The following is a 23,083-nucleotide window of genomic DNA, read 5'->3' on the forward strand; positions in this document are numbered from 1 at the left end:
CATTATAGTCAGCAGATTACAACCACTTTTTCCCGGTGCGTTCTGTTTGAACGGACGCAACGCCCCGATACGCAGTTTTGCTCCCCGTTCTCCACTTTTCCCGACGCTGTTAAAGAGCTGATAGCCACAACATCTTACCAGCGACGCCCGCCTTCAGAATTAGTGGTTGCATGAAGAGAGGGGTTAAAGGCCGATAGGTAAAAGATCCCGGCTCGGTGACCGGGACCTCTGCAATATCTACCACCATTTAGGATAATCGTTAAAAGCACGTGATATTGATTGACTAGCAGCATCATCAAGCTTTTCACTTCCTTTTGATATGGCGATACCACCATTAATATCTTCCTTCATACATGACCAATTAAGCTCACCAGCGACTGGATTTAAAACTAACTCAAAACTGTCGTTCATATCCTTGAGGATGGCAAGCTTGCCACAGTTCATACAACTAACAAACTGGTCAAAGCACTGACATTCTATCCAGAAGTGAGCATTAACTTCAGCCTTATAACCAAACTTCTCAACTGAAATTGAGACTCTAAACTTTAAGGATGGAACATGCTCATCAAGCTCAATAACGTCCAGCTTTATATTTACAGGATTAGTAATTTCTATATCCATTTAATGAGACCCTAAATAACGTGCATGGATTATTGTCGGCAATTCTCCGTCAACACGAGGTGGCTTAATTTCTAGCTGCCAGCCATCAACCGTAATTCGTTCTCCATATGGCATATTAGTTTTAGTTGCTGTGTTCACAGCTGCCTGAAAACTACGCAATTCCTCTTGGCTGGCAAGACGCACAGCTTCAGGCGTATGTGTCACAGCTTTTGATGCCGCATATTCAGCCATATGTTCTGTAGCATTACCATGCACCCATATTTTTTGTCCATTTGGTAAAGACATTTCAAATGATTGAGGAATTACAGATCCTGGATGCACAGGCTGCGTTGCCTTGATTGAATCGAAAACGGTTCCTGTCGATAACTGATTGGCTTTTGAATAATTAGCCACAATAGAATCGATCTTAGTGACGGCGGCGGCACCCAACAGAGGCGCCATTGATGCCGCCACCGTCTTCATCCCGTCATAGGTTTCGACATAGTTCTCCGCCGTCGCCTTATCCACTCCAAAGTGCACCATAGCATAGTTCACCATCGCATCCTTCACCTGCTGCTGATTCTGGGCATCAACGCTGGTGATATTCAGCAAATTCACTATCTGGCCGTAAGCATCCGCATACTGCTGGCTAGCCTTCGAGTTGTAGTTGCCGATACTTTCATATTCACCTTTCGCCGCGATAACTTCCAGCCTTGCTCCGGCACAGGCTGCACTGTCTGCATTACCGTTACCACAGGCATCAAGAACTTTCTGGTCGCTGGCAATATCCTTTTCACGCAGTTCATTAATTGTCTGCTGTGCTTTCTCACGCTCTGCCGGGTCTTTACTGTTGAGTTTTTGTTTCGCTATCTCAAGCTCTGTCTTTTCAGACACGCTCAGATAGTTATTCTCAACCGTATTCTTCCCTGCCTGCGCTCCTGCCGCCGCGCCAGAGGCGCTATCACCAGTCAACCCACCTGCAATTCCCGCCGATACCGACGCCAGTGCGCTGACCGTTTGTTTCTGCTCTTCCGACAGCTCTGCTGGCTTCTGCCCCGGATAAAGAGCATTTGCTATTGCGGCTGCAACCAGCTCACCCGATGCGCCGCCCATCGCGCCGGCGGTAGTACTGTTCCCCTGCAAGGATGCGACCACGCCACCCAAAATTGCATGAGCCAGCGCTTTTGTCGCATGGTCATTTTCATCAATTCCCATCCCGTGACCAATCAGGTTGGCCAGTTCCGGGGCCGACGCGCCCGCCAGTGCACCCGCTATATTGCCACCCGCCAGGCCAGACAGCCCGGCCGTCACGCCCTGGATGGCCCGCTGGATATCGCTCCCGGTACCGTACTGCTGCATCGCATTGTCATACGCCCGCTGCGACACCATCTCATCGGTTACGATTTTATGCTCTGCCAGTAACTGTGCCCGGGCGTTATCCAGTGCGTCAGGGTCTTTCTGTGCCGCCAGCCCTGCCAGTTGCCCCTGTGTTCTGGCAATATCTGACGCCTGGCTACCGATGTCCTGGACCAGTTGAACAGACTGCAGACGTTTCTGTTCTTTTTCCTTATCAAAGATCGGGCTGATACTGTCGTTGGCATGTTCTGTGTCGCGGCTCAGGTCAGCCACATCCTGCTGCTGCCTGGCGGTATCACGTATCGTAATTGTGCCATTGCTGACCGCCGCCTGGGTTGTCCCTTCTGCGTGACCACTGTGGCTTAACGCTGAAGCCATCCCCCCGGCCATGTTGCCGGTAAATTCCTTACCACCAATATCACCGCCGCCACTAATACTGGCCCCTGCGTGGCTGACCTTGTAATCAGCTTTATTACCGATATCACTAAAGCCCAGCGTGCCAGTATCGAGGCTGTTTTTATCCGCTGTCGCCGTCGAGGCAATCACCGCGCCATCCAGCTGGGTATGGTTACCGACCGTAATATCGTAGCCACCCTTACCTGCGTATAACCCGGTCTGCTCCTGCACCGAGTCATAGGTGCTCTTCATCTTGTCCTGGCTGGCGTTGATATAGCCGGAACCCGTCATCGAGCCAAAAGTAAAGCTCCCACCTGCCGCAAGGCTGTTCTGTTTTGAATCGTAGGCATTGCTGTCCTGCTGACTGATGAGCCAAAGATCACGGCCAACATCTGCCACAATTTGGTCACCGCTGACCTGCGCCCCGGAGAGTAGGGTGTCACGGCCACTGCTGAGCGTCGTGGTACCGCCGCTATCAAGCGTGGTTTCGGTCCATTCGGTACCGTCGCCTTTTTCATTGCCGTGCGCGGAATTTCCGTTAGCAAAAACGCTAACTCCCCAGCCACCGCTACCCACGCCGATCCCAACCCCAACGCCCCCCCCGCTACTGCTGTTGCTTCCGGTAGTTTTCTGAGTGTTGGCTGCGCCGCTCAGCAGAATATCGTTCTGCGCACTGAGAAGCGTATCGCCTCCGGCCTTCAGCTGGCTTCCGCCAATCAGAATGTCACCGCTGTTTACACCGCCCTTTTTGCCATTGGCAACAATAGAGAGATCGTTCCCGGCATTCAGAGTGCTTCCCGCGATGGCATCACTTTCCTGATGTTGTTTTGATTTACTATGCTGGCTGGTCAGAGACGCACTGATACCAATGGTGTTATTGTTCCCATCTGCCGTACCTTTGGCCGCATCCAGCGCCACGCCCTGACTCGCCTGATATCCCGACAACGCCGCTTTCGTCGTTTGCAGCGCCGCCAGTCGGCTATCACTCTCACTCTTCGCCTCTTTCGCGGCGCTGACGGCGTTGTTGATGGCACCACCCACCGCACCAGAGAGCGCAACTGTCAGGCCACTGGATTTTTGCTCAAATTTCTCATCGCGGGTGCGTTTATCGTGGCCGGGTTCAATCACCACGCTGTCCCCGATAACCGACAAATCTTTCTGCGCGATAATATCGGCACCACCAATATGCGCCTGATTTCCCGCTGAAATCGCCACGCTACCGCCCGTCGAGCCCACGGTACTGAAGCTCTCACTTTGAGTGGTACCTGCTTCACGCAGGTCGTGTGTCGTTTTACTGCTGCCGATGGTGAAGCCGATACCGCCGGAACCCATCAGACCGCTCTTTTTGGTCTCTTTAAAGCGCCACGATGTATCGCTGTTAGTTGCCGCCAGAATATCAACATTATTGCCGCCGTGCAGCGACACATTACCGTCCCCCACCACATTTGAGCCTTTCACCAGCAGGTTGTTCCCCGCCGAAACGGTGACGTTATCACCGCTCAGCAACGTGCCAGCTTCACGGGTAGCGCTCTCTTCCTCGATGGTATGCGTGGTCTTTTTGCTGAGGAACCCTTTTTGGGTTTTGGTCTGTTCGAAGTAGTGGTAATCGCTTTCCGTTGCGGTAGTCAGGTTAATATCCCGACCCGCGCCCACGGCGATATCACCCTGTGCTGTGACCTGCGCAGCCTGTGCATTGACGTCCTGCCCGGCAACGATAGTTGTGTTGCCGCCGCTGGCAATTTCCGTACCCTGCTGGCGTACCGACTCATCAATGACGGTTTTTTTCTTCTCATGCGTACTGCTGCCACTGACTGTTGCTTCCGCCAGCAGATTCACATCACGCCCGGCTTGCAGGGTAACATCATTTTCTGCAGCGAGGCCTGCGGCCTGAGAGTTAATATCCTGGCCCGCTTTCAGAATCAGGTTACCCCCGGCGGAAACCGTGGTACGTTCAAGCCCGGAGCTGTGCGACTCACTGTTCCCGTTATGACTGTCCTGACGGGTGTGTGCTGCATTCAGATTGAGGTCGTTACCTGCGGCCAGGACTACGCTGCTGCCTGCGTTAACGCCGCTCGCTGTCAGGTCAAGGTTGTTTCCGGCATTAATACCCAGGTTGCCGCCCGCGCTTATCGAACTGCCCTGCCAGCTCACGGCATCATGGCTGGTCTGCACCTGCCAGGCTGTGGAACGACTGAAGGAATCGTTGATCTGATTCGCATTCACCGCGACATCACCCCACGCATTCATCAGCAGATCGCCGCCAGATGTAAGGTTTGCTCCGGTCACGGCGATGTTATTACCGGCGGCGAGCGACAGAGAGTCCTGGGCGTTAATAGCCGCGGTATCCCCAAGCCGGGTATCTTTAAAGCTCGCAATATCAACCTGCTCCACCAGCGTCAGGTTATTAATATTGCCGTCCAGACTTTCCAGCGCGACAGTCTTGCCGCTAATAGTGGAACTGATGTTATTGATATCACCAATTGCATTCAGGTCGAGGTGACCGCCTGCCTGCATCAGACCATTATTGAGATTATTAATACTGTTCTGGCTGTCGAGAACCAGGTTGTTATTTGCCAGCAGCGTGCTGCCAGAGTTAGTAATATGACCGCCCGTAAGCTGGATATTATTGCCAGAAATCACACTACCGTTATTCACCGTGACGTCTTTCGGTGACAGATAGAGTTTCGGTATCATGACGGTTTCACCGTTGATGACTGCGGTTTCCCACCACAGCATACTGTGCTCAAGTGAAGACACCTGCTCTGCCGTCAGAGCCACGCCAAATTTCAGCCCCAGCGACTTCTGTGCGCTGGCGGCGTTATCCATCAGATAACGCATTTGATCAAGCTCGGAACCTATACCGTTAATGTAGCGGCTACCCGTCTGGTTCAGCATGGCGTTACTGACATAGCGCGTATCAAAGGCGGCATCACCCAGGAAACGGTAATCATAATCCGGGTTCAGGTTGAGGCGGCCAAGCATATAGGATGACCCCAGGAACTGGTTTTGATCCGTATATGCGCTGTTGGTTTCACGCGGTACATCGCCAGGCTTAATACCCAATAAAGCGTTCAAATCAGCAAACAGATTGGGATCAAGCTCCCCAAGACCATTAAGTTTCGGGTTGACGTTGATAAGGTATGGGCTTGACGGATCGTCGGAAACGACAAAGTAACCGTTCTGCCCTGAGGGCTGCGGATACGCACTGGTATCAATCGTTTTTCCCTGATTTTTCCCGGAGACATCCACTCCATTGGCACCAGGATTAACCGAACCTGTCAGTTGGCCGAGGCTGGTATTGCCTTTTTGTGTTCCTGAGATATTGCTCAGTCCGGCGTCGGATACCGCCCCATTATCGAGTGCCCCACCGCCATTAATCTGCTGTAACGCGTTTTGTAGCTGGTCATTCCATTGCGGGGAATTAACGTTGACCGTGCCGCTATCAACCAGTGTCTGTTTTTGGACACCGTTACCGATTGGCTGCTGACTTATTGAATTCAGCGTCGGTGCAGAGAGAGTATTGCTGACGCGTCCGGCATTAGCGATCGCGGTTTCGTTACCTATAGCATCCGTGAAGTTTGCCGTTACATCGCCACCAGCCTGAATCACCGCACGGAACAGCTCGCCATTTTCAGTCTCAGTAACAATGCCATCCAAAATATAAGGCACATTATGTTCGTAAGTGGTATTGCGATGTGTCGGCGAATAGGTACCTGAAGATGAGGATGGGGAACCATCAGTGATCACACGTTCATACTTATAAACGGCGTATTCAGTAAAGGTACCACTCTGGTAGCTCTGATTATTAAGTGTCTGCCCTGCCAGGTTGATATCATTATTCGCCAGGATTACGCTCGCCTGGTTGTTGAGTTGACCCGCAACAATATGAATATCGTTACCGGAGGCAATACGCGCACTGCCACCCTCTGCACTCACAATCTGTGCAGTCTGGCTCAGTGCAAATTTACGCGTTTCATAGCCTTCAACCGGGCGATAATAGAAATGGGTATCCTCATACAGGAAGCAGGGTTTGCCTCCGCAGGAACCCGCCCCATCATGAGTATAAGTGCTGTATTTATCCTGAATTAATGTCTCGAGACCCAGGACAGCCACCGGAATATCAACATCCGATTGCCCAATCCAGTCGTAGTTTGAGGAGAGATCTGTCGGCTGCGTTGTTGACTGCAAACCAGCACGTTCATTACGCAATGCCGCCGTCTTAATGGTGATGTCGCCGTTTTGCGTCTCAATAGTGCCGGAAGTATTCACAACTTCAACGTTAGCATTGCCTGACGCATCTTTTTGCATCCACAGATGATTACCCGCAAGAATATCGCCGCGCAGATTGGTAATACTGTTGGCAAAAAGCGCAATGTTATTTGCGGCATACAGCAACGCCGTATTGATAATTGCGCCCGGCGCATTAAGCGTCAACGAACCTAAGGTGCCGGTAAAGCCATCGACCGAAATATTGCCTAAACTGGTTACCGCAATATCACCGCCGCCTTGCAGCGTTCCCGCCGCCTTCAGCAGTACATTGCTACCGCTGAATGAACTCGCATCGCGACCGGTCGTTATCTGCCCATTGTTACTGAGTTGCCCGCCAGCGTGCAGATTGACTGCCTGCCCCTGCATAACGCCCTGGTTATCAATAGCACCATCGCTGGTGACAGAAAGTGTTTTCCCTGCGGCAAGCGTATTTTCGGCGGTAAAGGCATTAACCAGCTTTAGCGTTACATTTCCCAGCGCAATCACCTGGCCGAGAGGATTCAGACCCGTACTCAGAACCGACAAATCACCGCCGCTTAACAACGTACCTGCGGCACTCTGGTTAACCTGAACGGCATTCACAAGAAGTTGCGACGTTCCCATTAGCGTGCCGTTATTGTTCAACTGATCGTAGTTGACTGTAAGCTGGTCTGCCTGGGTTGTGCCCTGATTCGTAAAACTGCTGCCTGTCAGCGTCGCGTTATCCGCAAGCCAGTTCCCGTCATTACTGGCCGTTGCAGCATTAACGATAAGATTCGTCGCCTGCAGCCAGCCCGTCCCGGCGTAACTTGGGGTGGTGAGCGTCAGCCCCGCGCCGGCAAGCAGTTTGCCCTCATTATGCAGTCGGGCTGTGGCATTAAGGCGGCTATCACTGCCACCCTGAATTAATCCATCATTGAAAAGAGAGGACGTATTTACCGTCATCGCCTCGCGGCTGACAATTTCTCCGTCAGTATTGTTAGTTAAATCGCCGCTAAGCGTCAGCGTTGTGCCATTATCGCCCTGCAACCTTCCACTGTTGGTTAACCCCCCGGAAGTCACAGCAAGCACCGCGCCCTGAATTTTACCGCTGTTGGCCACGGATGCTGCGTTCAGATCCAGCACGCCACCGCTTAACAGACTACCAGAACGCGTCTGGCTGACGGCCCCACTCATGGCTAATGTCAGACCGTTTACACCGCTGATCGCCCCACCGTTATCGAACGAAGTCCCCTTCAGCGTAAGGTTTTTGGCCGCCCACTGCCCCTGGTTAGTTAACGAGAGCGCCTGTAGAGCCGCATTACCGAGCGCCGTAATTTTACTTGCTGCAGAAGAAGTTAAATTATCGGCGAGCGTCAGTTGCAGCGTATCGGCACTCTGAATTGCACCACTATTATTCAGCGACCGGGCACTGAGTAACACCGATTGCCCCTGCCATATTCCGGCATTGGTAACGTCTGCGGACGTCACTGTCAGCGCGCCCTGCGTCAACAATGAGCCACCCGCTGCGTTAATCAGTTCCTGTTGCGATGACGCCATCGCCACCCGAGCCGTCAAATTCTCCCGCGCTTCGAGCGTCAGGCTTTGCAGGCCGGTCAGCGTTCCCTGGTTGCGGATACTCTTCTGGTGCGCCGCCAGCGTATTTCCCTGTACTGTCCCGCTGTTCGTCAATTGCTGGCCGTCCAGCGTAATACCACGTTCACTCAGGATCTTACCGCTGTTATCAAATTGCGGTGTAACCAGCCGCATTGTTCCCTGACTCATCAGATCGCCCGGCGTAGTGAGCGTATTACTGACATCAGCCGTCAGAGTACCAAGGCTAATCAGTGAGCCATTATGCTGCCAGTCATTTGCGACAACGGTAACGTTCTGCCCCTGTAAGGTGCCTTGTGTTGTCATATTCCCTGCATTGAGGGCAAGCATACCGCCGCTCAATGTGCGGGATGCAGAACCGGTAGCAAGGGTATCGCCAGTCAGTGTTAACCCCTTCATCCCCTGCCACAGGCCGGTATTACTGAACGCCCCGGCAGAGAGCGAAAGCGTATCGCCCGCAATACGTCCGGCACTGCTCAGGTTATCGGCCACCAGCGACAAAGCACCACCACTTTGAATCTGCCCCTGATTAAGAAGCTGCCCGGTCAGTGCCCCTTGCATGCTGCTCAGACCATTAAGTACGCCGCTGTTGTTCAGCGTCTTTGCCGTTAACGCAATCGTATCGCCCTGCATCACACCCGTGTTATCCACCAGGCTTGCGTCCATCGTCAGCGCTTTGCCCGCTAACCATCGGCCTGCCGGGTTCGTTGTGAGGATACCCGCAGTGACTGACGCATTGTCATTCCCCTGTACCAGGCCACCGTTACGAATTAATGTTCCGCTCAGCGTCATATTTTGGGCGGCCAGAGAGCCGTCATTTTCCAGCGTGGCAGCGCTGACTAACGCATCGTGCTTCGCCAGTATCTGCCCCTGGTTGTTTAACGCATCACGCATCTGCAGATTTACACTGTCTGCCTGAATATTGCCTACGTTAGACAACTGCGCGCCTTCCAGGGTAAAGCCGTTGTTAACCAGCAACAGGCCGTGGTTTTCCAGCTTGTCGAGATTCAGAACCAGCCCCGCCCCACTCACTATTTGGCCCGGCTGACCATTCAGCACATTCCGGGAAGTGAGCTGTAATGCGTTATTTCCCTGCACAATACCGTTGTTGGTCAGTTCCGGCGATCCGATGATGAGCGATTTTGCCGCAATGGTATGGTCGTTAAACAACCGGGATGCAGTCAGTTCAAACAAATTCTGGCTAAGTAATTTCCCCTGATTATCAAGCTGCCCGCTTGCCACAATCTTCAGGTCATTTTGTGCCTGAACACTGCCACTATTTTGCAGGTTGTCAGCGGTGATCGTCGCCGAAGAACCTTCCACCTGGCCGTTATTTTCAAACTGATTAGCATTAATCAGCAGCCCTTCACCCCCAGTCACCTGACCGCCGGCAAGGTTACTGAAATGGCTACCGTTCCAGGCGAGAGTCTGGCTTGCCTGCAAAATCCCGCTATTGTTCAGATCACCTTGCAGCTCAAGGAGCTTCGCTGCCAGCATCCCCTGGTTATCAATACGCGTGGCCGCCAGCACCATTTTTTGCTGACTTAACACTTTCCCCTGGCTGGAGAAGAGATCATGAACCGTAGCCGTTACGCCCGATTCACCTAACGCATTTCCACTATTAACCCATTCATTTGTCTGCAGCGTCAGGGTACCTCCCTGTAACAACCCCGCATTATTAAACGTCTGACTGGTGAGATTTAACGCCCCGACGGAGAGCATATTTCCACGGTTATTCACGGACTGGCTGCTCAACATCATGCTATTCGCCGCCAGTAAACCGGCGTTATCGAGATGTTGCCCGGAGATGGATAGGGCATTTTCCGCCAGTAAACGACCCGCTGCGTCGTTTGTCACCGTCGCATAATCGTTTTGCATACTGATGCCGTTTATCTCACCTGCATTCACCAGGCTGCTACCGCCAAGACGTAAATTGCCATCAGTCGTGATCAACCCGCGGTTAGTCAGACTGGGAATATCCAGCGTTAGCGCAGCAATACTGTAGAGCGAACCGCCACTGAGGTTAGTTAATTCACCCGTATGCAAATTCAGCGCCGCATTGCCCTGCATCAGGCCGCTATTGGTGATCCGCTGGCTGGTAAGATTCAGGCTATCAGCCACCAGCGTGCCGTTATTGGCGATATTGTCTTGCGCGTTAAGATAGACTGTTCGGGCATTCGATTTACCATCATGGGTCAGCGTATTCGCTGCCACCGTAAATTGATTATTCGCGGCGTGGGTTCCGCTAAGGGAGGCGGTTTCTGTCGTCAGCGTCAGATCGTTTCCACTCTGTACCTGCGCGCTGGCGGCGGTCGTCACCGATTTAGCGTTGATATTCAGTGAGTCCGCTGCATTGAGTCGCCCTGTAACACGGACATCCTGTTCGGCGACAATCGCCAGTGATTTCCCCTGCAGTATCCCGCTGTTACTCAGGCTGCTTCCCTTAATGCTTGCAATCCCCTCAGCACTCCACTGCCCGCTATTACTCAAAGATTTTCCGACAACATTAAGCTGTTTTCCGGCAATAACACTTCCCTGAGTAGTGATACTTTCACTGCTGGTTAGCGCAATATTTCCAGCAGCGTCCGCCTGAGCTACGCTGTTCTGTGTGAGCATTTGCGCATTGGCTGTCAGATTCTGGCCTGCTGTAAGCTTGCCGCCGTTCTGCGTGAGCCGTCCATTAGCACTTAACTGTATGTTTTTATCACTGACCAGCGTTGCGTTATTCAGGGCGATAGCGTCCTGACTGCTGACAGATACGTTCCCGCCCGCCTTATGATCGCCACTTAACGCAATATCCTGCCCTTTCGCCGTCATCGCTTCACTTGCCAGGCTGTTATTTACCGTCAGTTTCCCGTTCGCATCCAGCGTAATATCGCCCTGCCGCGCATTCAGATTCCCCAGATTGACGCCCAGCCCTTTTTCGCTGGAAACCAGGTGAATACGGTTGGCATACATGCCACCCAGCGCACCGGTATCGACGGCAATTTTCGGCGCATCGCCTTCACCTTTCAGCGCAGTGGTTTCACCGCTGGCCGATACCCGATTGGCTCCGGCGGTGACCTTTAAATCTTTGGCATGCAGCGCGGCGTTGATTTCCGTGGCTCGGGCGATAATCGATACGGCGTCGCTCTGGCTGCCATCCAGCCCCTGCCCTTCTATGGTGATGCTGCCTTTTGTGACATCGAGCGACTGGAGTTTACCGTTCGCGTCGAGCACCGGCTTTCCGGTGGTCAGCGTGGCGTTAGGGGTATTGATAAATCCGCAGCCGTTACAGGTGATGCCATAGGGGTTCGCCACGATCACGTTAGCCGCTTTCCCCGCCACTTCGGTGTAGCCCTGAAGCTGCGAGCGGTTCGTGCCGGTCACTTCATTAATAATACCTTTGGCTTCCTGCCCGGCTTTCAGGTTGGGGTTATTCTGGATAAGGCCGCCAAGCTGGGTCTGATTCAGCTTGCCGGTGGCGTTATTGAGGATCAGCCCCTCTTTGCCGACGTTGTAATCGTTATATTTGTTGTGCGAAATACCGGACTGATTTGGCGTGGCGATGTTCACAACGGGCACACCGTTGCCCGCTTTATCCATCTGCGTATTGCCGGATGGGGTGATGGTGGCCGCAATGGCCGGGAGCACAGGCTGTGTTATCAGCAGCAGGCTGAACAGCCCACTCACGACACGTTGGGAAAAACGAACCTGATCCTTTTCCATCATCCTGCCCCTTAAAGTGCCACTGAAATGCGGTAATAAATATTGAGATGATCCGGCGAAAGCCAGCCTGGATACGCCAGCGGCGTACCAACGGTGAACTGGCTGGAGAACCAGCGCCCGGCACTGGTCAGCCCGACAGCACCGCCCCACAACGTGCCAGCGGCATATTGGTCGCTGGCATCTTTTTTCAGCCAGCCGCCGTCCAGCGCCGCCATCGTGCCGATTTGTCCCAGAACAGGCATCGTGAACAGGGTGTAATTGATTTCATTACGCCAGTAGCCGCCGTTATCGCCAGAGATGTACTGCTCTTTAAAACCGCGTACGGAACTTTCACCGCCAATGCTCAGGCGTTCGCTGCCATAAAGCCGGTCTGGCGACCACTGCCAGTAGACGCTGGAAAGCCACCACAGCTTATCCGTCAGCCCGCGCTGCCAGCTGGCGTTAACGCTCCATTTGCGGAACTGCGCTTTCGGTTGGTCGGGGTAAAGGTGATCGTCAGTGGCGTTAAACCACGGCATCCCGCGGCTGAAGGTAGGGTTGAATGTCGCTACGCCGCCGAGAATTTTCTGGGTATGATTGAGACCAAACAGCAGGCTGGTGAACTCCTGGCTGCTGCTTTCCAGTTTTACACCATCAAGGAAATTACGGTTAACGCGGTGGTTCAGACCGAGAGAAACGCCGGTTTTCAGGTCGCCGTTGCGAAACAACACGTGGGAATAATTTACCCGGTGCGTTTCCGTGTCACCCGTGGATCGCCAGTTGTAGCCGGTGTTATCAATGACGTTGAGATAGTCGTTCCAGGTGTAAGTGTAATCAAACAGACCATAGCCGTAGGGGATGCTGACACCAGCGGCAAGATTTTTCGCATCGCGCGAATGAGAAAACGCGCTGCTCCGCCCGCCGCTGACAAACCATTTATCTGCCAGACCTAACAGGTTATTACCCACCAGCGAGGCGGAGATTTGCCCGACACCCGTGCTTTTCTGGCCGCTGTTATCAAACGTGACGGATGCCTGAAGTGGAAACTCCGGCGTGGCGGTGAGGTTTACAATGGAGTCGCCCGGCAGCTCTCCGGGCAAGATTTCAATTTGTACGGGGGTGGTACGTACGCGGTTAATTTGCTCCATGCCCTGCTCGATATCCCGCAGGTTTAGCGGTTTACCCTCCAGGCCAGGAAAGGTCATTGCCAGTGTACGCGCAGGTACACCTTCCAGGCGGATTTGTTGCAAGCGACCTTCCAGCACGGCGATATGTAATTCACCGCCAGAGAGATCCTGCTCCGTCAGATACGCCCGGCTGGTGATATAGCCACGCTGAATATACCAGTCAGAGATCTGATTCGTGAGCTGGGTGATTTGCGCAATATTGAGGCAACGCCCCTGCCACGGGCGAATCATTTTTTGCTGTTCCCGTGGGGGCATCAGCGTCGCATGTTGCAGGGTAATGTGATTGAGCGTAAAGCAAGGGCCCGCAGCATCTGCCGGTGCGGATGAAGGACGTTCCTGCGGTATCGGTGTGGCGCGCTGAAGCTCATCACGTTGCTGCTGGTTTTGATCCAGCAGTTGCTGTTGCTGCTGTTGAATCGAATTACGGTCAGCAGGCGATAAAAGGGCCGTCATGCCTGAAAAGGAAATACCGCTTAAAAAAAGTGCGAAAGCCGCTTGCCGTGGAGAAATCACCATCCATCAATTCCCTGATAATCAACATCATCTTAATAAAAGGCATGTGATAAAGAGGGACATTGCACTTTAAGTAAAATCAAGTCAATGAATGTAATTGTTTGTATTTATTCATAAGATCAGGGAGATATACTGCAACAATTCTGGATAGCTTTATTTATCAATAGGATGAATGTATGCGGGGCGGACGCTGATGAGGCTCATTTCAATTAAAAATATGTTAAAAACGTGAAGTAATGCAGTGCTTTTTGTTAACTTAATCTTGGTTGATACTACAGGTGCAAAAACCAGAACATCCCGATCAGCCCCCAAAGCTTGCCAGTTGAAGCAGCAGAAAAAGATAAGGCCTGAAACAGGCCTTTTTCCCTACTCAGTGATGGTGATGATGTTTCTTCCGGTCATGCTTATAGGCCTTTTGGCCGTCTTTATAGCCTTTCTCATAAGCTTTGCACTGCTTCTTCGCTTTTTTACGCCAGTGCTTATCGTGCCATTCATAATGGCGATCCCAGTAATCCCGATTTTGCCAGTGGTTACCATCCCAGTAGTGACCATATGAATCACGATCGCCAATTTGTAGCTTAATTGAAGGTAATAGCGTTATCTCTTCCGCCTGAGTCACCAGTGGCTGTGACGCCAACAACACAGCGGCCAATAATAGTATCTTTCGCATTTGCCTCTCCTTAACAAGTGCATATTAATTGATACAATTTATCACATCCCTGTTACCTGAGATCCAGGCTAATTCTGCTTTTGTTTTTTCTTATCCCTTAACAGCGCCGGTATGATTAAATTCGGTACTGCTCTTTGCTAGGGCACATTTTTCATCCTGAGATAAAGCATTTAAGATCATCGTGCAGGGCTGGTGAAATATTTTCATGAAAACAGGCACAGTAATCACTATGAGGATGAGATGTTTGTGATCACGTACTTTCAGAAGGGAGTCGCACACACCGTATTCAAGCGACCTGTGCGGGTCGATAAACTGAATGACATCATCGCCCGACATTATCCTGGAACTTAGGCTGCAAGGTAAAACAGATGCTAGTCACGAATCTGTCCGATGTATTCTTGAACTCACTAACGCAAGCCTGACGAAAATGGCATACAGGCAACCGACAGAAAAGCAAAAACCCCAGACAATTTCTTGTCTGGGGTTTCGTATTTGGCGGAAGCGTAGAGATTCGAACTCTAGAACCCTTTCGGGTCGCCGGTTTTCAAGACCGGTGCCTTCAACCGCTCGGCCACGCTTCCAATGAGGCGCACTATAAACATCCCGCCCCGACCTGTAAAGCCCCATTTTGTTCGTTTGCCTGAAAAACAGTCAAAAACGTGTTATTCGTCTGAAATTACAACAAAATGGCGAGTTTTTCGGCACTTACAGCGCGCTCATTTCGATTAATGCTTCTTGATGTACATATCCTTTGTGAAGTAATAACCCAGTCTGTCGGGCGTAAAGCCCCCCACCCACGGTTTCACCAGGTGCGAGCGGACATAGTGGTACACCGGAATAGAGGGCACATCCTGCGCTAACAGATCTTCTGCCTGCTGATAATAACGTCCGCGCGCGGCGATATCAGGGGCTTTCGCCGCATTCAGCAGTGCCGCGTCGTAGGCAGGGTTGCTGTAGCGGCTGGTATTACTGCTATCGCCGGTACGGTAGTTGTTAAGGAAGGTGGTGGCATCGTCATAATCGGCAATCCAGGCGTAGCGTACGGCGTCAAAATTCCCCGTGCGTTTCGCGTCGAGCATCGTTTTCCACTCCTGGTTTTGCAGTTTGGCCTCCACGCCGAGATTTTTCTTCCACATTGATGCCGCAGCAATGGCAATCCGTTGATGCGATTCCGAAGTGTTATAGAGCAGATTAAAACTCAGCGGGTGGTCGTCGCCAAAACCGGCTTCCGCCAGCAACTTTTTGGCTTCGGCAATCCGTTTCTCGCGTGGCCAGCTGGCGTAGTCAGGATTTTTTAGCGTGATACCGCCTATCTCCGGCTGACTCACCAACCATGCCGGACGTTGCCCCTGTCCTAATACTTTCTCAGCAATGATCTCTTTATCCAGCGCCATATTCAGCGCACGGCGCACGCGGGCGTCGTTGAAAGGTGGACGCGTGGTGTTGAGTTCATAGTAATAGGTCGCCAGATGAGGAGAAACATCAAGCTGCTCCGGCATCGTTTTCTTCAGCAGCGCAAACTGGTTAATCGGCACCGTTGAGGTAATGTCGATTTCTCCCGCCCGATAGCGATTCACATCCGCCGCTTCCGATGAGATGGGCAGATAAGTGACCTGATTGATCACCGTGTGGGCGTCATCCCAGTAACGCGGATTGCGTTTGCCGACAATTCGCTCATTGACGATCCATTGCGACAATGTGTAGGGGCCGCTGCTGACAAAGTGCTCGGGCTTAGTCCATTTCTCGGCAAAGCGGGTGACCAGCGTCTTATCCAGCGCCACCAACGACGGGTGCGCCAGCATCGGCAAAAACGCGGCGGTAGGCTGCGTGAGCGTAATTTCCAGCGTTTTATCATCAAGCGCTTTAACGCCCAGCGTATCCGGCGCTTTTTTCCCTTCAGCGATATCGCCAGCATTGACGATGTTCATATTGCCCAGATAGCTGGCGTAGGGTGACGCCGTTTTCGGGTCAACCAGCCGCTGCCAGCTCCAGACAACATCCTGCGCGGTAATCGGTGTGCCATCGGACCAGGTAATGCCTTCGCGCAGGTGGAATATCCAGTTACCCTTGTTCTCCCACGATGCCGCCAGCCGGGGTTCAATCGTGCCATCAGGCTTCACCGCCACCAGCCCGTCGAACATGTCGCTAATGATATTAAACTCAACGTCACTTTCCACTTTATGCGGGTCGAGCGACGCAGGCTCGCTGCCGTTGTTTCTGATCAGTTCCTGTTTATCCGCAAGTACCGTGCCTTCCGGTACGTTCGCCGCGCTGACTGCGGTAGTGAAGAACGCCAGCCCTGTTGCCAGCATGATGGCGGTAATACGGTTGTGATGATGTGGTTTCATTTCCCTTGCCTTTATTTTAATTGTCGAGACACCCTCTTCACTCTTAGCGCTGGTAATGAAATTAGGCAATGATTTTCAGTCACCTATAAGAGGTTGATCTCGCTCTTTGCGCTGAGTAAAGATGGGTAAAAGGATTAGGGGATATGCAGGACATTTCTTATGCTGTTTCACTATTAATATCCATCATAAAGAGAGTGAATCATGGATCGCATAATTACCTCATCGCGTGACCGCTCGTCCCTGCTGAGCACGCATAAAGTTCTGCGTAACACCTATTTCCTGCTGAGCCTGACGCTGGCGTTTTCGGCTATTACCGCAACGGCAAGCACGGTGCTGATGCTGCCGTCTCCGGGGTTGATTCTGACGCTGGTCGGCATGTACGGCCTGATGTTCCTGACCTATAAAACCGCGAACAAACCGACCGGGATTATCTCTGCGTTCGCCTTCACCGGCTTCCTCGGTTATATCCTGGGGCCAATCCTCAACGCCTACCTTTCCGCTGGTATGGGCGATGTGATTGGTATGGCGCTGGGTGGTACCGCACTGGTGTTCTTCTGCTGTTCAGCCTACGTGCTGACCACACGCAAAGACATGTCCTTCCTCGGCGGTATGCTGATGGCGGGTATCGTGGTGGTGCTGATTGGTATGGTGGCAAACATCTTCCTGCAACTGCCAGCGCTACATCTGGCGATCAGCGCAGTGTTCATCCTGATCTCATCAGGCGCGATTCTGTATGAAACCAGCAACATCATTCACGGCGGGGAAACCAACTACATCCGCGCAACTGTGAGCCTGTATGTGTCGCTGTACAACATCTTTATCAGCCTGCTGAGCATCCTGGGCTTTGCCAGCCGCGATTAATAACGCAAACTGAACAACACGAGGCCTCGCTTATGCGGGGTCTTTTTTTTTGCTACACTGCCCACCGTTTGTATGACGTGTGAAAAATTATGTTGATCTACGAAGACCGCGAAATTGAGACCGATAACGACGGTTATCTGAAAGACTCCACCCTGTGGAGTGAAGGCATGGCAGTCGCCATTGCCGCAAATGAAGGCATTGAACTGAGCCCGGAGCACTGGGAAGTGGTGCGTTTTGTGCGCGAGTTTTATCTGGAGTTTAATACCTCCCCCGCTATCCGCATGCTGGTGAAGGCGATGGCCAATAAGTTTGGCGAAGAGAAAGGCAACAGCCGCTACCTTTACCGTTTGTTCCCGAAAGGCCCGGCCAAGCAGGCAACAAAAATTGCTGGCCTGCCTAAACCGGTAAAATGCATTTAATAGCGAATACTGAAACCATCCCACGCTTTCTGGGGTTGATGCGGTTCGGCCAGAACCCGGTCAACTCTGGCGCTGCGTGGGCCTCCGGCTTTTAGCCACGCCAGCAACGTTTCAACCTGCTCCTGTTCGCCGCAGGCCACCACTTCCACGCTACCGTCGTCCAGATTACGGGCGTAGCCCTTAAGCCCTAAACGCAATGCTTCTCGCTGAGTGCTGTAGCGAAACCCTACGCCCTGAACCATGCCATAGACCCACGCAATCGTGCACACTGCTGCCATTTTGCCTCCCGTCGCAATCCCTGAAGTTCTGTTAAGTATGACATTTTCCAGACATTTTACCGAACGGGAGGCCGCAATATTGCCATGTTCATTGCAATTGGATGGCGAAGTCGGGAAAATGCAGCCCTTCCCATCGAATAGCCAGAATAATTATCTATGAGCGTACGTTTAGTGTTAGCCAAAGGGCGTGAGAAATCCTTACTCCGCCGTCATCCCTGGGTCTTTTCCGGGGCCGTTGCCCGCATGGAAGGCAAAGCCAACCTCGGTGAAACCATTGATATCGTCGATCACAAAGGGAAATGGTTAGCCCGCGGGGCTTATTCTCCAGAATCGCAAATCCGCGCACGCGTCTGGACGTTCGATGCCGATGAAACCATTGATATCGACTTTTTTGTTCGTCGCCTGCAGCAGGCGCAGCAGTGGCGCGACTGGCTGGCACAGCAGGATGGCCTCGATAGCTATCGTCTGATTGCCGGCGAATCTGACGGCTTGCCGGGCGTGACCATCGACCGCTTTGGCAATTTTCTCGTATTGCAGCTGTTGAGCGCCGGTGCGGAATACCAACGCGCGGCATTAATCAGCGCGTTGCGAACCCTGTATCCGGAGTGCCCGATTTACGATCGCAGCGACGTTGCGGTGCGTAAAAAGGAAGGGATGGAACTGACGCAAGGCCCGGTTACCGGTGAGCTGCCCCCAGCCCTGCTGCCAATTCAGGAGCACGGTATGAAGCTGCTGGTGGATATCCAGCACGGTCATAAAACCGGTTATTACCTCGATCAGCGCGACAGCCGTCTGGCGACACGCCGCTATGTGGCCGACAAACGCGTGCTCAACTGTTTCTCTTATACCGGTGGTTTCGCCGTCTCTGCACTGATGGGCGGTTGCCGTCAGGTCACCAGCGTTGATACCTCGCAGGAAGCGCTGGACGTCGCAAAACAGAACGTCGAGCTGAACAAGCTGGATCTCAGTAAAGCGGAATTTGTCCGTGACGATGTTTTCAAACTGCTGCGTAAATATCGCGATCAGGGCGAGAAATTCGACGTTATCGTGATGGATCCGCCGAAATTTGTTGAGAACAAAAGCCAGCTTCAGGGCGCCTGCCGTGGCTATAAAGATATCAACATGCTGGCTATCCAGTTGCTGAATCCGGGCGGTGTGCTGCTGACCTTCTCCTGCTCCGGGCTGATGACAACAGATTTATTCCAGAAAATCATCGCTGATGCCGCAATAGATGCTGGTCGTGATGTACAATTTATAGAGCAGTTCCGTCAGGCAGCCGATCACCCGGTGATCGCGACTTATCCCGAAGGGCTGTATTTGAAAGGGTTTGCCTGTCGCGTCATGTAACTTGAAAAGCGAAACAACGACCACATATTGTATGTAGTTAATGTTTCCCGGGAGGTGACTATGATTGCCAGCAAATTCGGTATCGGCCAACAGGTCCGTCATTCCTTGTTAGGGTATCTGGGCGTGGTTGTCGATATCGACCCGGAATACTCACTTGATGAACCAGAGCCCGATGAACTGGCGGCAAACGATGAACTGCGTATGCTGCCGTGGTATCACGTGGTCATGGAAGATGAAGACGGCCAGCCGGTTCACACCTATCTGGCTGAAGCGCAACTGAGCGGTGAAGTGCGTGAAGATCATCCGGAACAACCTTCAATGGATGAGCTGGCTCGCACTATTCGCCAGCAGCTTCAGGCGCCGCGACTGCGTAACTAACCCCCCGCGCCTTATCACACCGTTCACTTACGTGAGCGGTGTTTTTTTACATTCATTCCGTCATAACGCCTGCAACACGGTTTCGAGCCATTGCGCAAATACCCTCACCTTCTGCGGCAGATGCCGATGCGGGTAAATAAGCGATAACTTTCGCGACGGGCAGGGAAAATTCGGCAGAACCTCGACCAACTGACCGCTATCGATATAGGGCTGTAAGAAGAAATTCATCCCCTGCAATAACCCAAGCCCGGAAAGACCCGCCGAAATATAAACCTCGGCATTATCCAGAATCAATTTTCCCGGCAGTAACCGTTCTTCGACGCCCTGAGGCGTCGTAAAGTGCCAGGGCACAATCTCCCGGTTATTGCTGACAATCCAGTTAACAGCCTGATGATGACGCAGATCGTCAAGCGTCTGCGGCGTGCCATACTGTGCAAGATAACCAGGGCTGGCGCAGGTCATTCTCCTCACCTCGCCCATCGGGCGCGCCATATAGTCGCCATCATCAAGCTTCCCGACGCGCAGCATGCAGTCCAGCCCCTCGCGCAGCATATCGCGCCGCACATCGCTACCGGTGAGGATGATTTCGAGGTCAGGGTGTCTGGCATAAAACTCAGCGAGCCGGGGAACCACCAACTGACGCGCAAAGGCAACCGGCATATCAACGCGCAGTTGTCCGTGAAGGGGGCGGTCTGGCGCAAACGACGCCAGCAATTCATCGGCCTGATACAACAAGGGTTTACTGCGGCGATAAAACTCTTCGCCTTCCGAAGTTAACGCGATGCGACGCGTGGTGCGCTGCAGTAAGCGAACGCCGCATTGCGTTTCCAGTTGCTGCACTGCCCTGGTGACCGCCGGGCGATGCAGTTGCAGGTTCTCTGCCGCCTGAGTAAAACTCCCGGCATCCACAATTTCCATAAAAATCTTAATGTTTTCAAACAGATTTAATTGCATGCGCGATGACCATCATCCCGTTTATATTGTTACTAATTTAATAATAGTGAAGAACTTTTTTCACTATTTTTATGAACAATAAATCGCTATACACTCCCTCCCACATCAGAAATGCGTTCGTGACGAGGAAATAAGATCATGAAAAAGAATCGTATCTGCCAGATTTTAGGTATTGAAAAGCCGGTTATTCAGGGCCCACTCTCGTGGTTAACCGACGCGCGTTTGGTTGCCGCCGTGAGTAACGCCGGCGGGCTGGGTGTTTTGGGGCCAAATGCGGGTCTGACCGCGGCAACGGCGGTCTCTACTCCTGAAGAAACCGCCGAGAAAATGCGCGAAGAGATCCGCAAAACCAAACAATTAACCGAAAAGCCATTTGCCGTGAATCTGATCCCTTCGCCAGAAAATGATATCTGGACGCCGGGCATCCTGGGGGTTATCAAAGAAGAAGCGGTAAAAGCGGTGGTCTATACCGGCTATGGCGAGGGCGCGATTATTCCTGCGCTGTTTGCTGAGCTAAAAGCCGCTGGCGTTGCGATTATCTATCGTGATATCAACCCCACGCCCGCCAACAGCCGAGAAGCCGAACGCGCCGGGGCAGATATCATCGTGGCCACCGGTTTTGACGAAGGCGGAACATTACCTGCCACCGCACTGGGTACTTTCTCCGTCGTTCCGATGATTGTCGATGCTGTAGAAAACGTGCCGGTTCTTGCAGCCGGGGGGATTGTTGATAAACGTACGGCCAGAGCCGCCCATGCATTGGGTGCGGAAGGTGTATTCGCGGGTTCAGTATTTATCAGCACGCTGGAAAACCGTGTACCGCTGTCGATTAAAGAGAAAATTGTTGCCGCGAACGGGCTGGATTTACGTCTGTTCCGTACTCTGCCGGATTACTATCGCTCTCTTCCGGGGAAACTGACCGAGAAACTGGTCGCGATGGACAAGTCAGGGGCCAGCAAAGAGGAGATTGCTCACGCGATGGGCGGGCTTCGCGGCTTGCGGTTAGGCATGCTGGAAGGCAATACGGATGAAGGCTATATCTCACTGGGAACCGGGATTGGCGGCATTAAAGCCGTTGTCAGCGTCGCTGAGGTGGTGGATGCGCTGACCGTTTGATGGCGTGCTGTAGGCAGGAAAATCAGAGACCGCCCGTGAGATTCTTCGGGCGGAATGGATTATTTCGCCAGCCCCAGACGCGGGATTTCGATCGCCGGGCAACGATCCATCACCACGCTCAGCCCCGCATTGCGCGCCAGCACGGCCGCCTGTTCGTTAATCACGCCCAGCTGTAGCCACAGCACTTTTGCACCTATCGCTACCGCTTCCTGCGCCACGCCCCAGGCCGCTTCTGAGTTACGGAAAACATCAACCATATCAATTTTTTCCGGCACATCCGCAAGGGTTGCGTAGCCTTTCTGGCCCAGCAGTTCTTTACCCGCCACTTTTGGCGAGACCGGGATCACGTGGTAGCCCTGATCCAGCAAATATTTCATCACCCGATAACTTGGGCGATCCGGTTTGTCACTTGCCCCAACCAGCGCAATGGTGCGCGTGCTGTTCAGAATGTCTGCAATATCACTTTCAGTCATCATTATCCTCCAAGCCTTTACGTTAAGTGTACGCCAATCCGCACAGGGCAGCCATAAACGCGCACACTGCCGCCAATTTCGCCACTCATCATATTTTTTATCCTTAATGCTTGCAGCACTATTCGCATCCAGTAATCTGTCTGCATTTATTGATTAGGATATTACGCTATGGAACTCACTACTCGCACACTGCCGGCGCGCAAACACGTTGCGCTGGTTGCCCACGACCACTGCAAAGATATGCTTTTGAAATGGGTCGACCGCCATAAGGCCGTGCTGGCGCAGCACGCCTTATCGGCGACCGGCACGACGGGGAATCTGGTGGCTCGCGCCACGGGTCTGGAAGTGAATGCCTTGTTGAGCGGCCCGATGGGCGGCGATCAGCAGGTCGGCGCGCTGATCTCAGAGGGAAAAATTGATGTGCTGATTTTCTTCTGGGATCCACTCAACGCCGTGCCGCACGATCCGGACGTCAAAGCGCTGCTGCGTCTGGCGACCGTCTGGAACATTCCGGTCGCTACAAACGCCTCAACGGCAGATCTTATTATTCAGTCGCCGCATTTCAGCGATCCGGTAGAGATTTTGATTCCGGATTATCAACGTTATCTGGCAGAACGTCTGAAATAATTCATCAACCCGGCTATCACGCCGGGTTTCTT

Annotated in this window: 14 protein-coding genes, 1 tRNA gene and 1 pseudogene; 7 read left to right on the forward strand and 9 right to left on the reverse strand. The window is 52.7% G+C overall.

All coding sequences use genetic code 11. The annotated features are described in order from the left end of the window. Window positions 1-237: 237 nt before the first annotated feature. The 4 genes from ACOXYR_RS13215 to ACOXYR_RS13230 all read right to left on the reverse strand — a co-directional run bounded on the left by ACOXYR_RS13215 (window position 238) and on the right by ACOXYR_RS13230 (window position 14,250). Window positions 238-621: a hypothetical protein gene (locus ACOXYR_RS13215; protein WP_113859282.1), complete on the reverse strand. Its 384-nt coding sequence runs from the start codon at window positions 619-621 to the stop codon at window positions 238-240. Continuing rightward, window positions 622-11,901: a hemagglutinin repeat-containing protein gene (locus ACOXYR_RS13220; protein ID WP_421355618.1), complete on the reverse strand. Its 11,280-nt coding sequence runs from the start codon at window positions 11,899-11,901 to the stop codon at window positions 622-624. Window positions 11,902-11,912: 11 nt separating this feature from the next. Further along, window positions 11,913-13,520 carry a ShlB/FhaC/HecB family hemolysin secretion/activation protein gene (locus ACOXYR_RS13225; RefSeq protein ID WP_421355549.1) on the reverse strand — a complete coding sequence of 536 codons (1,608 nt, stop codon included), beginning with the start codon at window positions 13,518-13,520 and terminating at the stop codon, window positions 11,913-11,915. 430 nt (window positions 13,521-13,950) lie between these two features. Continuing rightward, entirely contained in the window at window positions 13,951-14,250 is a 300-nt protein-coding gene (locus ACOXYR_RS13230; protein ID WP_421355550.1) for a DUF2502 domain-containing protein, read from the reverse strand. Between the two features lie 204 nt (window positions 14,251-14,454). Between ACOXYR_RS13230 and ACOXYR_RS13235 the strand changes: the two are divergent. Next, a pseudogene (locus tag ACOXYR_RS13235) lies at window positions 14,455-14,601 on the forward strand (DUF4942 domain-containing protein); the annotation flags it as partial. 142 nt (window positions 14,602-14,743) lie between these two features. Here ACOXYR_RS13235 and ACOXYR_RS13240 read toward each other — a convergent pair. Both ACOXYR_RS13240 and ACOXYR_RS13245 read right to left on the reverse strand, forming a co-directional pair. Beyond that, window positions 14,744-14,831 (reverse strand) — tRNA-Ser (locus ACOXYR_RS13240). Between the two features lie 144 nt (window positions 14,832-14,975). Continuing rightward, entirely contained in the window at window positions 14,976-16,598 is a 1,623-nt protein-coding gene (locus ACOXYR_RS13245) for an ABC transporter substrate-binding protein (RefSeq protein ID WP_421355551.1), read from the reverse strand. A 201-nt stretch (window positions 16,599-16,799) separates the two neighbouring features. Between ACOXYR_RS13245 and yccA the strand changes: the two genes are divergently transcribed. Both yccA and tusE read left to right on the forward strand, forming a co-directional pair. Further along, window positions 16,800-17,459 (forward strand): FtsH protease modulator YccA, encoded by a 660-nt coding sequence (yccA, locus tag ACOXYR_RS13250; RefSeq protein WP_015965039.1) that lies wholly within the window; start codon window positions 16,800-16,802, stop codon window positions 17,457-17,459. 89 nt (window positions 17,460-17,548) lie between these two features. Next, entirely contained in the window at window positions 17,549-17,878 is a 330-nt protein-coding gene (gene tusE, locus ACOXYR_RS13255) for a sulfurtransferase TusE (RefSeq protein WP_108474537.1), read from the forward strand. Here the strand turns inward: tusE and yccX are convergent. Next, the gene (gene yccX, locus ACOXYR_RS13260) at window positions 17,875-18,156 is read right to left on the reverse strand and encodes an acylphosphatase (RefSeq protein ID WP_113857332.1); all 282 of its coding nucleotides are present in this window, start codon (window positions 18,154-18,156) and stop codon (window positions 17,875-17,877) included. The two genes, tusE and yccX, sit on opposite strands and share 4 nt — an antisense overlap. A 156-nt stretch (window positions 18,157-18,312) precedes the next feature. Between yccX and rlmI the strand changes: the two genes are divergently transcribed. Together rlmI and hspQ are read left to right on the forward strand one after the other, a co-directional pair. Then, window positions 18,313-19,503: a 23S rRNA (cytosine(1962)-C(5))-methyltransferase RlmI gene (rlmI, locus tag ACOXYR_RS13265; protein ID WP_421355552.1), complete on the forward strand. Its 1,191-nt coding sequence runs from the start codon at window positions 18,313-18,315 to the stop codon at window positions 19,501-19,503. A gap of 60 nt (window positions 19,504-19,563) precedes the next feature. After that, the gene (gene hspQ, locus ACOXYR_RS13270) at window positions 19,564-19,881 is read left to right on the forward strand and encodes a heat shock protein HspQ (RefSeq protein WP_108474540.1); all 318 of its coding nucleotides are present in this window, start codon (window positions 19,564-19,566) and stop codon (window positions 19,879-19,881) included. Between the two features lie 60 nt (window positions 19,882-19,941). On the opposite strand, the gene ACOXYR_RS13275 is transcribed toward hspQ, so the two are convergent. After that, the gene (locus tag ACOXYR_RS13275) at window positions 19,942-20,835 is read right to left on the reverse strand and encodes a LysR family transcriptional regulator (RefSeq protein WP_189623522.1); all 894 of its coding nucleotides are present in this window, start codon (window positions 20,833-20,835) and stop codon (window positions 19,942-19,944) included. Between the two features lie 138 nt (window positions 20,836-20,973). Here ACOXYR_RS13275 and ACOXYR_RS13280 point away from each other — a divergent pair, with 138 nt between their 5' ends. Beyond that, a complete protein-coding gene (locus ACOXYR_RS13280) occupies window positions 20,974-21,951 on the forward strand; it encodes an NAD(P)H-dependent flavin oxidoreductase (RefSeq protein WP_350436167.1) in 978 nt (325 codons plus the stop codon). Between the two features lie 59 nt (window positions 21,952-22,010). Here ACOXYR_RS13280 and ACOXYR_RS13285 read toward each other — a convergent pair whose 3' ends face one another. After that, the gene (locus ACOXYR_RS13285) at window positions 22,011-22,424 is read right to left on the reverse strand and encodes a CoA-binding protein (protein WP_167405869.1); all 414 of its coding nucleotides are present in this window, start codon (window positions 22,422-22,424) and stop codon (window positions 22,011-22,013) included. 168 nt (window positions 22,425-22,592) lie between these two features. On the opposite strand from ACOXYR_RS13285, the gene mgsA reads away from it, so the two are divergent. After that, window positions 22,593-23,051, forward strand: coding sequence for a methylglyoxal synthase (gene mgsA, locus ACOXYR_RS13290; RefSeq protein ID WP_108474544.1), 459 nt, complete (start codon window positions 22,593-22,595; stop codon window positions 23,049-23,051). The last annotated feature ends 32 nt before the right edge of the window (window positions 23,052-23,083 follow it).

It is taken from the genome of Pseudocitrobacter faecalis, from assembly GCF_965231525.1.
GTDB lineage: Bacteria > Pseudomonadota > Gammaproteobacteria > Enterobacterales > Enterobacteriaceae > Pseudocitrobacter > Pseudocitrobacter faecalis.